Genomic DNA, 15,451 nt, shown 5'->3' with positions numbered 1-15,451 from the left:
TTTGCGGTAGTTATTTTACCGGTTTTATACTGATCTATTATTCCGTTAGTTTTTCTTCTTCTTTTGCCATAGTAGCAATATCCGGTATACTTAGTCCGCTGTATTTGCTAAATGTTATTATAGCGAGTTCCCTCTTGGTTAAAATTACCTGCGAATATTTAAAAACATGAGCTTTTATCATAGTGATTACCTATAAATTGTTAGTTTTAAAAATATAAAATTGTTAAATAAAAAATCAATATTATAATATTAAGAAATCATATTTAGGGTAAAATAATGAGTTTAAAATCCGCTTGGTTAGATACGCCTCTTGGTTCTATGCTGGCAATTAGTGATACAGAGAGGCTTTATTTGCTCGATTTTGTTGAAAGTAAAGGATTAGAGTATAAAATTAAAAGACTTAAGATTAACACAAAATCGGCTATTACTGAAGATCGCACTAGACCGATTATATCAATTGAAGAGGAGCTTAAATCTTACTTTAGCGGTACTTTGCAAAAATTTAATACTCAGATATATCTTTTAGGAAGCGAATTTCAAAAATTAGTATGGCAAGAACTAATGAATGTACCTTATGGTGAAACAAGAAGTTACTTTACCCAAGCTAAATTAATAGGTATGGAAAGATCTTATAGAGCCGTTGCAAATGCTAATGGAGCAAATAACTTTGTTATAATTATTCCGTGTCACCGCATCATCAATAATAACGGTAAGCTTGGCGGTTATGGTTCAGGGCTAGATCGCAAAAAATGGCTTATCGAGCATGAGAGACAGAAGTATTAAATAAAAAATCAATGCCTGAATTTCGGTTACAGGAGTTTTAAAAAGTTCATATAATATAATTATAAATTTATATTATAGGATAAATTAATATGTTTAATAAGCTTCAAAGACAAGAATATTATCAGGCATTAATTAATAAAGATGACAGATATGAAAATATCTTTTTTGTAGCGGTTAAAATAACAAGAGTATTTTGTAGACTGACTTGTCCTGCACGGAAACCTAAATTTGAAATTGTGAATTTTATAAAACTGCTAAAGAAGCTTGGCATACTTCATATAGACCTGGTCAGCGTTGCAAGCTCTTTCACATACTTGGCGAAGCTTCAGGTTTAGTTTGTACTCTTGTTAATGCTATTGAGTTTAATCCTGCTAAAAGATGGAAAGATAGTGATTGTGATGAGCTATCAGTAGATGCTTCTACAGCACGTTGCCAATTTAAAAAACGTTTTGGTATGACGTTTGTAGAATATGCGAGAGCAAGGCGTATGGGTATTGCGATGAAGCAAATGCGCATGGGTGAATCGGTCATGAATACACAAATTGATATGGGTTATGAGTCAAGTAGCGGTTTGCGAGATGCTGTCTCTAAAATAATGGGAGGACCGAAAATTTAACCGGCAAATATTTTAAAAGCGGCTTGGCTAGATACGCCTCTTGTTTCTATGCTGGCAATTAGTGATGAAAAGAAGTGTACAAAAAATATCTTTTAAAAAACTAGATTTATATTTAATCTATGTTAATATTTCATTTTAATTTATTAAGGGTATTATTATGCTAAAAACATTACTAATTAGTTTTATAACTTTAATTTGTGCAGTAAACTATGCTGATAACCAAACAGCTCAAAATCCTAATTCTACAAATTCTTCTTCTGATCAGCCCGATGATTTACCTGCAGAGGCAGCCGTTTACTTTGCACAGCCTTGGGCAAGACCTACAACAAATGTGCAAGGTAAAGTTAGCAATTCTGCTATGTATTTTACATTAATAAATAGTAGAAGTAAGAGTTATAATTTAGTGAATATATCTTCAGATAAGATAAGTGGAATAGAAATTCATCAAACAATTAATGATCAAGGGGTTAGTAAAATGGTAAAAGTGGATTATCCATTTTTAATTGCCGGTAATATTAATGTTGATTTTAAGCCCGGTGACATGCATATTATGCTTTATGACCCAAAAGTAGATTTAAATGTAGGAGATGAGTTTAAAATAACCTTTTTCTTTGATGACAATACACGAAAAATAGTGAATGTTAAAGTCGCAAATGACAATCCGTATAATAAAACGGGGAATTGAAGGTTATTGTTGCATGGTGCACTCTTCCATGTCATGCCCACAAAGGCAGGAATCCAGTAAAACCTATAAAAAACTTGTTTTTTTAGGTTTAATGTGTAATTTTTATATCAATATTAAGGTTATTTTTTCTGGATTTCGGCTTTTAGCTAAGGACCACTATACACATGACCCTAGAAATTACCGGAAGTGAGTTAATTAAATCTAAACTTATAGATGCTCCTGAACGTTCAGGGGTTTATCGAATGTTTGACGTTAACAAGCAAGTTCTCTATGTCGGTAAAGCTAAAAATTTAAAGAAACGCCTTACTAATTACATTAAAAGCAATTTAGATAATAAGACGCTTCGGATGATTGCAAATACTTGTTTTTTAGAGTATAGCATCACTAATTCCGAAGTTGAAGCACTACTTTTAGAAGCACAGTTAATCAAGAAATTTCAGCCGAAATTTAATATTCTTCTTAAGGACTGCAAGTCTTTTCCTTTCATTAAGTTACGTTTAGAGCATGATTTCCCACAATTACTAAAATATCGAGGTAAAACTCTAAGTGACGGGAAGTTTTTTGGTCCTTTTGCCTCGAGTGTGGAAGTTAATACTACTTTGACCGAACTACAAAAAATTTTTAAATTACGTTCCTGCACGGATAATTACTTTAATTCACGTACTCGTCCTTGCTTACAATATGAAATAAAACGTTGTTATGCTCCTTGCGTCGGGAAAATAAACAAGGAAGACTATAGAGACTTAGTAACTCAGGTTAAAGATTTCTTACAAGGTCGCACTAAAGAACTCCAAGAGAACCTATCTAGAAAGATGGAAGAGCTAAGTAGTCAGATGCGTTTTGAAGAGGCGGCAGAAATTAGAGATCGCATTAAAGCACTTAGTTATGTGCAGCTTAAGGCAGGGGTTTCAGATGTCGTTAAAGATGCAGATATAATCGCTATTGTGGAAAAGAACGGGCATTATTGCGTGGAAGTGTTTTTATATAGGGCAGGGCAAGCATGCGGTAATATTCCTTATTTTCCTACTTCTACCGAAAATAGTACCAAAGAAGAAGTATTAGAATATTTTTTATTACAATTTTACCAAAAACAACACGTGCCTGCGGCAATTATAATTAATCATGAAATTAATGATAAAGAGAATGTGATAGAGGCGATTAAGAAAATCAACAATATACTTCAGCTTAATATTACAGTACCTAATAAAGGCGGTAAGGCTAAATTAGTTCAAAATGCTGAGACAAATGCTTTATTTTCTCTAGAGCAGTATTTGAAGAAATTTGCAAAAAATCAAGAGATTATATTTGAAATTAAAGAGCTATTTGGTCTTTCTGAAATTCCTGAAAGAATTGAGATTTATGATAATAGCCATATTCAAGGTAAGTTTGCGGTTGGAGTGATGGTAGTTGCTGGTAAAGTCGGTTTTGATAAAAAAGAATATCGGGTTTTTAATGTCTATGCTCCCTCTCTCGTATGTCATTCCCGTGAAAGCGGGGATCCAAAAAGGTTAATGGATTCCTGCTTTCGCGGGAATGGCATCAAGAACTGCGGGGGTGACATAAAAGGTGACGATTATGAGATGCTCCGGCAAGTCCTAACAAGGCGGCTTACAAGGTTAAGGCAAGAGCCGCATAAATTGCCAAGCTTAATGATTATAGACGGCGGCAAAGGGCATTTAGGCGTCGTTAAAGAGGTGATGGATAAATTTGAAATGAATATTCCTTTTGTTTGTATGTCAAAAGGAGTAGATAGAAATGCCGGTTTTGAACAGTTCCATGTGATAGGTAAGGAAGTATTTACTCTAGATAAGAATTTGCCGGTTATGAAATATTTACAAATCTTGCGAGATGAGGCACATAATTTTGCCATAAAGAATCATAGACTAGGTAGATCACGTGCTATAAAAATATCACGCCTTGACGATATAGAGGGCGTAGGTGAAACTCGAAAAAAAGCATTACTGCATTATTTCGGTTCGTATAAAGCAGTATGCGACGCAACCATATATGAGCTTGCTAAAGTAAATGGTATTAACAAGTTACTTGCTGAGATGATTTTTAATGTTTTGCACAGAAAAAACTAATATTATAACTCAATTTAAAAAATTAAAAGCTCGATTTTCCTACTTGTCACTGAATTCCCGCTTCCGCAGGAATGACATCGAGCAGGTTTCTGGATTCATGCAATAAGGCTAGCTTTTTATATCCTCAATAGGATCTTTAAGTTCTTGGTATGCTTTGCCTATTAATTTAGGTTCATCATTCTGAGATAAATCATTAATATTAAATTTAGTTAAGTCAGGATAATATGGAGTCATTGTACTATGAATAGAATAATTTAAAGTTCCTGTCATTAAAGAGTTAACAGCATAATTTTTTTGCTTAGTAGAGTAATACATATTACGCATATTTTCTGAATACGTAGCTATATCAGCTAAAGTGCTGCCATTAACGTCATCACGTGAATTTAAGCTTAAATTTTATTCTCCCATTCTTGTCTTCAATAGGAATTATTATGCTATATTTTCCTTCAATACTATTTTGCTTAGACATAAAATCCTCATAATTCAATTATTAATCTTGAGTTAACATATTAAATTATTTAAAACTTCAAGTAAATAGATAATATATTTTATATGACTTTCTTCGTAATGACATTAGAATACCACCATCCTAGAATAAATATCACAAGACTCACCATTGTCCCTATAAACACTCCTCTAAGGTTGAAATATTGCAACGATAAAGAATAATATTCCCATATTAAGAAGATAGCTGCTCCGCCAAGTGATGATAAGACCATTATAGTTTTAGATGTTCTGATACCAAAAAGCGTTGTTATTAACGGTACTAATGTTACCGGTCCCCAGAAACCAGTGAAGAATACTACTAAGTCAATTACATTACTAAATTTTAAAGCTACAATTATTGCAACACTTCCTATTATAACGTTAATAATTCGAGCAATTAATAATAATTTTTGCTGATTTTTAACCTTAAAAATAGGATTGATTATATCTTTAACAATAGCTATAGAAGTAACGTTTAAATCAGAATCAGCAGTAGACATAACGGCAGCTAAGAGTCCACTCATTACTATCCCTTGAATTAAAGTTGGGATGATTTGGTTGATTAAATAAGGTAATACTAAATTTGACGGTTGGTTTGGATAAAGCTTATAAGCAATTAAACCATTTAAAGTAATGCAAATCAAGAAGAAAAAATATATAGCGGATTTTGCATATATTGCTTTAGTTGTTTGCGTAGGATTTTTATTAATTAAAGCTCTTTGAATAAATGTAGGATATAGATTCATGACGCTAAAACTTAAAGCTGCTGCGATTGTATAAGAAAGTAGGTTGCTCCGATCAAAATTTGCATTTTCCGTAGGTAGGTTATTAATAAAATCTACAAAACCGATTTTATTTAAACTGATAAAAGTTATGGTTGGTATAGCGATTATCATCGCCAAAAATTGTAGTAAATTAGTAAAAACAATAGATTGTAAACCGCCTATTGTAGTATATATAAGTACTATACTATAACTTAAAATTACCCCATTTACATCATTTATTTCTAAGATATATTGAAAAATATAGCCGCTGACGCTTATTTGAGCAGCCAAAAACCCAACTGAAACGATAACCGAACTAACCCCTCCGATAAAACGACCTATATTACCGTAATATGTACTTAGGATATCGCCGATGCTTTCAGCTCCGTAATGTTTGGCAATTAAAGGCACTATATAGATTGCAATTAATATATCTATAGGTATTGTAAGTATAAGAGCGTAAGCATAATATTCATGCCCCAAAAAAGCCTTTTCCATAATGCCGAAAGTGGTGGCTCCTCCGACAGAACTTACAAATATCGTAGCTATTAATAACAGCTTACTATTTTGCGCTTTACTTTCAACATTTGCATAGTTCTTAAAACTACTATTTTTAGTTCGGTAATATATACCAATAAGTAGAATAGATATTAGGTATATGAATACGATAATATTATCAATAGGTAAATTAAACATAAATTAGATTTTAAAGCTCAAACTTAGCATTTGTTCACAATATATATCAAGAATGCTAGATTTATAATTATGTGTCATAATCTGTTCCAAGAAGTTCAGTATCCGGTGTCCAAATATCTTGGTTGGGAGCATATTTCTATATTTTACAGTGGGGTTTAATTTTTTTTTCAGTAGTTTTTTTCTTTAGGGGATAGTTAGAGTTTGATTGAGTTGTAGTTTTTATATTTTTACAATATTTATGTATTTTAAAAATACCTATTTTAAGTTGCGGCATAATTAACCTTTATTTATGTAAAAAATAAAATCATTATTAACATTAATCAATAATTATTTCAAATAAAACATAATATAATTCAATATTTTTTAAATTAACCTATATTAAAATAGTTTTATAGGTCATTATTGAGTATGTTTAAGAAACCTATTCATGTACTTCACCAGCTAATTCAAGTCCCAACTCTTCAGGATTTTCATTAGCAACCACAACAATTTTAGATATTCTTGAACCGGTATAGAAATTTGTAGTATCATTTAATTTTTCTATATCTTTAGTGGTAACAAGAGAATTATCTATAAAATTACTATAATCATTTATCTGAAATTAATATATTAAATAATATGAATTTTCAAGGTGAAAATCACTTTAAAAAATCCATAAAATCATTGGATTAAACTTTGTTGTGTGGTTCGATGTTATTCCTGTATGGCCTTGTTGTGTGGATCAATTCCCCCTCTGTCATCCCACGACTTGATCGCGGAATCCATTCTAAAATACTAATATTAGTATTTTAAATTATTTTTTTGGATACCGTGGTCAAGCCACGGTATGACATCTTAATAATTTAATTCATCCTTGTTAAAAACCCTTGACTCCTTGATATTCCTATAATATTCTATAATTTCCCATTAAATCCCAAATTAACCCAAATTATACCAATGAATGTATTTTTATCTAAGTATGTAAATGGTGTTGATAAAAAGAGTAGGGTGTCGGTGCCGGCGAATTACCGTGCGGTACTAGGGAAAGAATTATTTAACGGTGTAATTGCTTATCCGTCGATTAGGAATAATTGTATAGAGGTGTGCGGCATTTCGCATATCGAGAAATTAAGGCAGATGATAGAGACGCTTGATCCTTATTCCGAGGAGCGTGATGCGTTTGAGACTATGATATTCGGGGAAGCTGTACAACTTTCCTTTGATGGGGAGGGAAGAATTATATTGCCGCAATCTTTAATGAAGCATGCAGGAATCGAAGAGCAAGCATGTTTTGTAGGTAAAGGGGTGATTTTTGAGATTTGGCAGCCGCAGAATTTTGAGAAATATTTAAATGCCGCTCAAAAAATTGCTCATGAAAAGCGCTTAACTCTAAGGAATGCTCATTAGTGATACAATCTCACGTGTCTGTAATGCTAAATGAAATGTTAGAGGCCTTAAGCCCAAAAGCCGGTGAGTCTTATTTAGATTGTACGTTTGGAGCAGGAGGATATAGCAAAGCAATATTAGAAAGCTGTAACTGTTATGTCACAGCCTTGGATCGTGATCCAAACGTAATTAAAAGAGCCGAAGAAATTCAGCAAAATTACGGTGAGAGATTTGATTTTGTAGAAACAAATTTTGCGGATAGTTTTGCAAAGCTTAAGGAAAAAAAATTTGATGGGATAGTGCTGGATTTAGGCGTTTCATCAATGCAGTTAGATATAGCAGATAGAGGATTTTCGTTTTTGCATGACGGACCACTCGATATGCGTATGAGCGGGCAAGGGCTTAGTGCCGAGGAGTTTGTAAATGCGGCAGAGGAAAAAGAGCTAGCTGACGTAATTTACAAATACGGAGATGAGAGCTTTTCACGAAGAATTGCTAAGAGAATTGTAGAATATAGAAAAACGGCGAGAATTGATAGTACAGGCAAGTTAGCCGAGATTGTTAGAAGTAGTATAGGATTTAGAAAAGGCAAAATTGATCCTGCAACTAAAACCTTTCAAGCCATTAGGATTTATGTAAACGATGAGCTTGGGGAGTTAGAGCAGTTTTTAGTGAATGTAAAAAATATATTAAAGAAAGACGGACGTTTAGTTGTGGTGTCTTTTCACTCTTTAGAAGATAGGATAGTTAAGAATTTCTTTAAAGAAAATTCGGAAAAGCCGGTAGTAAGATCAAAATATGCTAAAGACGACATGACAATTGATCCAAATAAATGGCTTAAGATTATTACTAACAAAGCTCTAGCACCGTCAGATAAAGAAGTAGGGCTAAATATTAGAGCGAGATCGGCAAAACTTCGAGCAGCAAAAGCGATATATGAGTAATTAATTATGAGTATAAGAAAGCTTCACTATTTAACATTATTGATAACAATTATAGCAATATGTAGTTTGTTTAGCATAAAGGAGCGAGTCTCAACTCTTGATTATCAATTAAGTAGCGTTGTAAAACAGATAAATAGTGAGAATAATAATATTCATATTTTAAAAGCAGAGCAAGCTTATCTACTTTTGCCGGCTAGATTGGAAAAACTTGCGGCGGCTTATTTAAAATTAGAAACAGTTAAATCTTATCAAATGATAAAAGATCCGTTAGGGCCAAATATAGATCACAATATTAAATTTAATCATAATATTAGTATTTCCAAGAGTAGTAAATGGCGTTACAAAAGAATTACAAATAATAAGTATATACAGACTGTTTCGAGTAGAGTGAAGGGTACTCGATGAACTTCAAAAATTGGCTACGTCATCCTACAAGTACTGTGGTACTCACGTATTAAGTATACGCTCCGTTCCTCGTCTTGTGGATTCCTTGCTCTTTTTGAAGTTGATCTTCGTATCTTGGTAGGATTGTTGCATGGCTTGGACAAAGCGTTCGATGTCATTCCCGCGTAGGCGGGAATCTAGTGTAAAGCGAGATAAATCGAGCTTTTCAAAACATCTTGATTTTAAAGATTTTTTATTTTTCACATCAAGTTTTGAAAAGGTTTTAAAGTACTGGATTCCCGCTTTCGCGGGAATGACATAAGGATTGCAGAAATATTAGTGTTTGAAACACCATAAATAACATATGAAACAAATTTGGGAAAAATGGAAACCTACAATTAAAAGTCTCACAATTTGGAATGTTTGTAGTAAAAATACAAAAATCCGATTATTAATGGTTATTTGTGTCTTTTCTTTTCTTTTTTGTACTTTATCTTACAGATTGATAATCGTTGCTACGAATGTTTACGATAAAAATATTAATTCCTTTAAAAAAAAGCATCAATTTAGAAAAGAAATAGTTGATCGAAACGGTAATTTATTAGCAGTGAACCTACCTTCTGCCTCCTTATTTGCTAATCCACAAATAGTACTTGATCCTGAAACTTCCGTAAAAAAGCTAGCAGAAATTCTACCTGATATTAATAAAGCTAAATTACTTGCAGAACTTAAGTCAAATAAAAGCTTTATATGGGTAAAAAGGGATGTACTACCTAGTCAGCAAGAAAAGATAACTAGCCTTGGGTTACTTGGTTTTGAATTTGAAGAAGAGCAGAAACGAATTTATACCTTTTCTAATTTATTGTCGCATGTTATCGGTTATGTAGGTAGAGACTCGGTAGGGCTGAGTGGCTTAGAGCTCGCTTATGATAAGTATTTAACTAATTCTGATTATGAATTAAACGAACCAAAGAATCGGAAAGAACCGCTTCAATTATCTATTGATATCAGATTACAAAGTATTTTAAGTGAGGAGATTGATAAAACTTTAAAGCAATTTAAGGCCATAGGAGCAGTGGGTATTATTGCTGATCCAAATAATGGCGAGATTTTAGCATTAGTAAATAAGCCTGATTTCGATCCGCATTATCCGAGTTTAGCCAAACCAGAAGAGCTGTTTAATATAGCAAGTCTCGGGATTTACGAAATGGGTTCGGTGTTTAAGGCATTAACTATGGCAGTCGGCTTTGATACCGGTGCAATAAATATGAATGATGCTTATGATATAAGTTATATGAAAGTAGGAGGATTCCAGCTTAAGGATTATACGCCAAGGCAAGGATGGCATAGTGTACCTGAGATTTTTCTATATTCTTCAAATATTGGCACAAGTCAAATTATGCTTGAAATCGGTAAAAGCAATTTTAAAAAATACCTAAAGAAATTAGGCCTATTAGATCAGTTGCAAATAGAATTACCTGAACGAGGTACTCCGTTATTTCCTTCCGAGAAAAGATGGAATGAGTTAACGAGTGTTACTATGTCGTATGGCTACGGCATTTCAATTAGCCCTTTGCATTTTGTTAGAGCAATGTTACCGGTTGTTAACGGCGGTACTTTATATGATCTTACTTTATTAAAAAGAAAGGATGAAAAAGTAATAGGTACAAAAGTTTTTAGTGAAAATACCTCTACCCAAATGAAGAAATTATTTAGAGCGGTAGTAAAAGAAGGTAACGGTAAAAGAGCAGAGGTCAAAGGCTATCTTATCGGCGGTAAGACCGGTACGGCAGAAAAACTTTCACAAGGGGCAGGGGGAAAAAAGAAATATCTCAAAAATAGTAGAGCGTCATCGTTTTTAGGTATGCTGCCTGCATCTAACCCGCAATATATTATTTTTATTAGATTTGATGAGCCGAAACCGACTAAAGAAAGCTTTGGCTTTGCAACCGCAAGTTGGACGGCTGCCCCTACTGCCGGTAGAGTATTTGAACGTATGATATCTTTATATGGTTTAGAACCGATAGAACAAAGTGAGGAAGAAAGTTAAAATATTACCTAATAATTATAGATTTTGTCATTGCGAGCAGGCATTGTTGCGTAGATCGGTAAAACCTACTTGATGTCATCCCCGCCTATGCGGGAATGACATAAAACGATCTGTGCAACAAAAAGCCTAAATTTTCTGGTAATGACGCATTTATAAGCTAAAAAGGAGGTTTTTATGTCAAAAAATAAAAATATAACAGATAAACCTAGTATACCTATCCCACGGCTTAAGTTTTTGGATCTTACGACAACAATAAATAATATTATATCAAAACAACTATTTATATCCACAAGTTCCGAGGCACAAGCAGAATTAGAGCTTAGCGATAATGCTAAAAGACCTAACCCTAGTTGTTGTGAGTTATTGTAGAATCCATATTCATTTTTTAAAACTGTACAAAATAGAAAATTAATTTATATTTTGTATATGGTTGATATGGTCGTTGGGTGGTTGCAATTTTTCTATTGTCACCCCGTGGTTTGACCACGGGGTTCAGTAAAAATGACCACACAAAATGTTGTTTATATAGATCCCGCGATCAAGTCGTGGGATGACAACCTAATTGCCGATCAAGTCACGGTATGACACAGTACAAAACTATATAACAAAAAACTATTTATGTTAAAGATAAAACAGGAAATATATAAAAATAGCTTACAAATAATATTAAAATTGCTGTTTGCTTTGCTATGTTTTTTTATAATATTATTTCCGTTAGTGAGTTATAAAATAAATATTCAAAGCAGAATCTTTCCGGCGATAGAAATTATATTTATTTATTATTTTATGTCGTTATATTCCTTAAATATTTTTGGCATATTTTTTCTCGGTCTATTTATAGATCAAATAAGTGGTATGCCTATCGGTACAAATTCGCTAGTTTTTTTATCGGCATATACGATTTATAAATTATCTTCACAATATTTTGTAGCTAAAAACTATTTAATAAATTTCATTATTTTTTGCGTTTATTCTTTATTTATATTGAATTTTAAATATTTACTAATAACAATCAAGAAGCTAGAAGCAGACGGATATTTAATAATTTTCTTTCAATTTTTAACAACTATATTTTCTTATAATATAATTCGTCTTATACTTGACTCTCCTATGAATTACTTTAAAAAGTATGCTAAATAAGAAAATACTACATGGTGAGTTAATTTCACGAAGAGCCTTTATAATCGGATTAGGTAAACTCGGATTTTTATCGTTGCTTGGAATAAGAATGTTTTATTTACAGCTTATTAAAAGCGAAGAATATAAGACTTTATCGGATAAGAATCGTATTAATTTCGTTGTACTTCCACCGACTAGAGGAAGAATTTACGATTTAGACGGCAATATTTTAGCTACTAATAAACCATGTTATCAGCTAGTAATAGATAGAAGCATTAATAATAATTATAGGGATGAATTAGAAATAATTAGTAATATTCTAAATTTATCTCCGGAAAAATATAATTATATTAAGCAAAAAATTAAAAAATCTAGTCGCCACACTCCTTTAATAATATTTGATCAGCTTGATTGGCAGCAAGTATCAATGATTGAAGAACAAAAGCATAAACTCGCTTCAATATTTATTGATATAGGTTATTTAAGGTTTTATCCTTTTTCAAGCGTTACTTCTCATTTAATCGGTTATCTTGGTCAAATAAATGAGCACGAGAAGCAGGAATTAAATATACATAGTTTAAGCGATTTTAATATCGGTAAATCCGGTATTGAAAAATATTACGATAACAAACTAAGAGGAGCATTTGGTTATAAAAAAGTTGAAGTAAACGCTTACGGTAAGCAGGTAAGAGAAATAGCAGGAACCCCTACTAAATCGGGTGAAGATATGCATTTAAATATCGATGTGTTTCTTCAGAAAAATATCCAGCAATATTTAAATCCTAAAGGTTCTTCGGCAATAGTTATGGATACTAAAACCGGAAATGTACTAATTTGTGCTTCCACTCCGGGTTTTGAATCAAATCATTTCAGTAAATTATCGGAAAATTATTGGCAAAGTTTAACTAGTGATCCTTATAAGCCTTTAATTAATAAGGTAATACAAAATTCTTATCCTCCAGGCTCGGTTTTTAAAATAATTACCGTACTTGCAGCCCTTGAAGTAGGCATTAATCCTAATAAAACCGTTTTTTGCGACGGTAGCTCTGCTCTTGGTACTAATAGCTTTAGATGTTGGAATCATAGCGGACACGGAACGTTAGATATGATGTCTGCTTTAAAGCATTCTTGTAATATTTATATGTATGAATTAGCAAGAATAGTAGGTCCGGATAAAATTCTTGAAGTTGCAAGAGAATTTGGCCTCGGTTCAAAAACCGGTATTGATTTAGCTCCTGAAAGTAGCGGGTTTGTACCGTCAAAAGAGTGGAAAAAGAAAAAATTAAAGCGTCCTTGGTCAATAGGAGATAGTTTTAATTTAGCAATCGGACAGGGGTTTCTAGGGGTAACGCCGATGCAGCTTGCAAGGTTTATTACAGCTATTGCAAGTAGCGGTAAACTGTATACGCCTAGAATATTAAAAAATGATCCGGAATTTTATAATGTCAATATTAAGCCCGAAAATATCACAATAATCCAAGAAAGTTTGTATAATACCGTTAATGTTGCGGGAGGTACGGCGTATTATAATAGAATTTTAGGCAAAAATAGGCAGCTCGCTGGTAAAACCGGTACTTCGCAGGTGCAAGGCAAACTAAATGCTAAAGATGATTTAAGCCGTAAATCTATTGCTTGGGAGAGGCGTAATCATGCCTTGTTCTTAGGCTTCGCTCCTTATCACGATCCTAGTTATTCCGTTACCGTCTTTATTGATCATGGTGGAGGCGGTAGTAAAGCCGCTGCCCCTGTAGCTCGTAAAATTATGTCGGACGTGTTGGATAAGTATTTATAGCTTTTTTTAGTTTGTAGTTTGTGCTATTATGTGTCGTAATGTGTTATTAATTAACGATAGGTCACAAGATGGCAAGACTGAATTTAACTATTCCGGACGAACTAAATAATAGTTTAGCATAGTCAGCAAAAAACTTAGACAGATCAAAAGGGTATATATAGTACGTAAAGCAATTGAATATTATCTACAGGAAATACAAGAAGATTCAGAAGATGCAAAATTGCTTTGCAAAGAATTAATGCCCCTGATTTTAAAACTTACACTACTGACGAAGTGAGGGAATGGTTAAAAAAGAAAAATGTTTAAAGTTATATGAGAAAATAAGGCACGTGCAGAATTAGCTGAATTGTGTGGTATCCAGAAAACCACTTAAAATACTAATAATATTAGTATTTTTAATTAGACCCCGTGATCAAGGAACTAGGTGACAATGGCAAAACTGATCCACACGTATAATGCTAGCTTTATATAATTATATCTTAACTCATATCAAAAAATACTTTATTTTAGTTAGTAGTTTGTGTTATTAATAACTAGGCTTTGCATGCGGAAAATTGAATTAATCTATTTTTTGTTGTAAATCATAAGATTTTTTTGAAATAGGAATAACTATTATTGCAAAAATCTTATTAATTTTCTTTTACAAAACCTAGGAATTATTATAGAGGTATATATATGTCTAAGAAAAAGCAGGATGATCAAATAATAAAAGAATTAGAAGAAAGACTAGCAAAACTTAAAGGCACTCCTCCATCACTTGAAGAATTAGAAGAAAGGTTTGCAAAGCTCCAAGATAGACCTTATATCCCCACAAAAAAATCCGGTAATGAAGTAGACGATCTAATTGAGCAGTTGCAATCTGAGCTTAAACTAGAACAAAAAAGTAAAAGCCTTAATGATCAAAAAGACCAAGCAATACGTGATAGACTAGATAAATTAAGAGAAGACAGTCCTATAACACAAAAAAAGACACCTATAGATCTTTCTTTTAATGATACTAAATCAATAATTACCGATACTATAGATGCTCAGGCAGATATAGCTAGTTCATATGCTAATCGCTCTACCGAGTTAGAGGAGAAAAAAGCATTACTCCATTTAGCTCATAATCTAACTGAAGCTAGAGATATTATTAGGGATATACCCCCTATATCTAAAGAATATGCGCCTAAACTATTAGATGTTATTGCTAGTGGGTTAGGTAAAATTTATGAAGGAATAAAGAAAATAGCTTCGCCTGCAGTTAATATTATAAAAGAAATAGGTAGTAGTCTTGTTAATGCGATTAAATCACTTCCTCACAAATCTTCCAAGCAACAAATAAAATTAAAGAAGTTATATAGAACATATGTTGATTTGAAAGGAATAAATCCAAAGATAAAAGAACAGTTTCTTAAAAAACATTATGAGCGAATTGATCAGCTACAAACTCCTAAGGAAATATTTGTAGAAACTGCCAAAATTACTCAATCTATAAGGATAGCCGGAAAACAAAAGATAAATACTCTTAAACAACAACAAATTATTAATAGAATGAAGCAGAAAAGTCCTACTGCTTTTATAAATAATAATTCATTTACACCGTCTAATACTCCTACTAATAAAGCAAAGTCTTCCAAGAGCAACCAAAGGTAAATGCTATGTTATTCCTGTGAAAGCAGGCATCTAGAAAAATAACCCTTA

The 15,451-nt window shown here is 32.6% G+C and carries 17 protein-coding genes; 14 read left to right on the top strand and 3 right to left on the bottom strand.

The features are described from left to right. Positions 1–37 precede the first annotated feature (37 nt). Positions 38–181: a hypothetical protein gene (locus RSA_RS09005; protein ID WP_012151036.1), complete on the bottom strand. Its 144-nt coding sequence runs from the start codon at positions 179–181 to the stop codon at positions 38–40. Positions 182–276: 95 nt separating this feature from the next. Here RSA_RS09005 and RSA_RS04360 point away from each other — a divergent pair, with 95 nt between their 5' ends. The 5 genes from RSA_RS04360 to uvrC all read left to right on the top strand — a co-directional run bounded on the left by RSA_RS04360 (position 277) and on the right by uvrC (position 4,168). Further along, positions 277–783: a methylated-DNA--[protein]-cysteine S-methyltransferase gene (locus RSA_RS04360; RefSeq protein ID WP_012151035.1), complete on the top strand. Its 507-nt coding sequence runs from the start codon at positions 277–279 to the stop codon at positions 781–783. 89 nt (positions 784–872) lie between these two features. Then, positions 873–1,118 (top strand): Ada metal-binding domain-containing protein, encoded by a 246-nt coding sequence (locus RSA_RS09000; RefSeq protein WP_014364851.1) that lies wholly within the window; start codon positions 873–875, stop codon positions 1,116–1,118. 119 nt (positions 1,119–1,237) lie between these two features. Then, positions 1,238–1,399, top strand: coding sequence for a cysteine methyltransferase (locus RSA_RS09580; protein ID WP_075807919.1), 162 nt, complete (start codon positions 1,238–1,240; stop codon positions 1,397–1,399). Positions 1,400–1,556: 157 nt separating this feature from the next. After that, complete coding sequence (locus tag RSA_RS04345) at positions 1,557–2,084, top strand: copper chaperone PCu(A)C (RefSeq protein WP_014364850.1); 528 nt, start codon at positions 1,557–1,559, stop codon at positions 2,082–2,084. 164 nt (positions 2,085–2,248) lie between these two features. After that, positions 2,249–4,168 carry an excinuclease ABC subunit UvrC gene (gene uvrC, locus RSA_RS04340; RefSeq protein ID WP_014364849.1) on the top strand — a complete coding sequence of 640 codons (1,920 nt, stop codon included), beginning with the start codon at positions 2,249–2,251 and terminating at the stop codon, positions 4,166–4,168. 108 nt (positions 4,169–4,276) lie between these two features. Here uvrC and RSA_RS04335 read toward each other — a convergent pair whose 3' ends face one another. Then, positions 4,277–4,492 carry a hypothetical protein gene (locus tag RSA_RS04335; protein WP_014364848.1) on the bottom strand — a complete coding sequence of 72 codons (216 nt, stop codon included), beginning with the start codon at positions 4,490–4,492 and terminating at the stop codon, positions 4,277–4,279. Between the two features lie 224 nt (positions 4,493–4,716). Further along, positions 4,717–6,114 carry a sodium:solute symporter family protein gene (locus RSA_RS04330; RefSeq protein ID WP_014364847.1) on the bottom strand — a complete coding sequence of 466 codons (1,398 nt, stop codon included), beginning with the start codon at positions 6,112–6,114 and terminating at the stop codon, positions 4,717–4,719. Positions 6,115–7,050: 936 nt separating this feature from the next. Here RSA_RS04330 and mraZ point away from each other — a divergent pair. From mraZ to RSA_RS04290, 9 genes are all read left to right on the top strand, one after another. Beyond that, positions 7,051–7,500, top strand: coding sequence for a division/cell wall cluster transcriptional repressor MraZ (gene mraZ, locus RSA_RS04325; RefSeq protein WP_012151025.1), 450 nt, complete (start codon positions 7,051–7,053; stop codon positions 7,498–7,500). Then, the gene (rsmH, locus tag RSA_RS04320) at positions 7,500–8,423 is read left to right on the top strand and encodes a 16S rRNA (cytosine(1402)-N(4))-methyltransferase RsmH (RefSeq protein WP_012262480.1); all 924 of its coding nucleotides are present in this window, start codon (positions 7,500–7,502) and stop codon (positions 8,421–8,423) included. Before mraZ ends, rsmH begins: the two co-directional genes overlap by 1 nt. 6 nt (positions 8,424–8,429) lie before the next feature. Next, positions 8,430–8,828, top strand: coding sequence for a cell division protein FtsL (locus RSA_RS04315; protein ID WP_014364846.1), 399 nt, complete (start codon positions 8,430–8,432; stop codon positions 8,826–8,828). A gap of 130 nt (positions 8,829–8,958) precedes the next feature. Beyond that, positions 8,959–9,129, top strand: a complete 171-nt coding sequence (locus RSA_RS08990) for a hypothetical protein (protein ID WP_196792860.1) — start codon at positions 8,959–8,961, stop codon at positions 9,127–9,129. A 42-nt stretch (positions 9,130–9,171) separates the two neighbouring features. Next, positions 9,172–10,857: a peptidoglycan D,D-transpeptidase FtsI family protein gene (locus RSA_RS04310; RefSeq protein ID WP_012151022.1), complete on the top strand. Its 1,686-nt coding sequence runs from the start codon at positions 9,172–9,174 to the stop codon at positions 10,855–10,857. Positions 10,858–11,031: 174 nt separating this feature from the next. Further along, positions 11,032–11,226, top strand: coding sequence for a hypothetical protein (locus tag RSA_RS04305; RefSeq protein ID WP_014364845.1), 195 nt, complete (start codon positions 11,032–11,034; stop codon positions 11,224–11,226). Positions 11,227–11,475: 249 nt separating this feature from the next. Further along, positions 11,476–11,997, top strand: coding sequence for a hypothetical protein (locus RSA_RS04300; protein ID WP_014364844.1), 522 nt, complete (start codon positions 11,476–11,478; stop codon positions 11,995–11,997). Further along, complete coding sequence (gene mrdA, locus RSA_RS04295; RefSeq protein ID WP_014364843.1) at positions 11,987–13,768, top strand: penicillin-binding protein 2; 1,782 nt, start codon at positions 11,987–11,989, stop codon at positions 13,766–13,768. Before RSA_RS04300 ends, mrdA begins: the two co-directional genes overlap by 11 nt. 675 nt (positions 13,769–14,443) lie before the next feature. Then, the gene (locus RSA_RS04290; RefSeq protein WP_014364842.1) at positions 14,444–15,403 is read left to right on the top strand and encodes a hypothetical protein; all 960 of its coding nucleotides are present in this window, start codon (positions 14,444–14,446) and stop codon (positions 15,401–15,403) included. Positions 15,404–15,451: the final 48 nt, after the last annotated feature.

Origin of the sequence: Rickettsia philipii str. 364D (assembly GCF_000283995.1) — a bacterium.
GTDB classification, from domain to species: Bacteria; Pseudomonadota; Alphaproteobacteria; order Rickettsiales; family Rickettsiaceae; genus Rickettsia; species Rickettsia rickettsii.
This window is presented reverse-complemented; position numbering and strand designations above follow the sequence as displayed.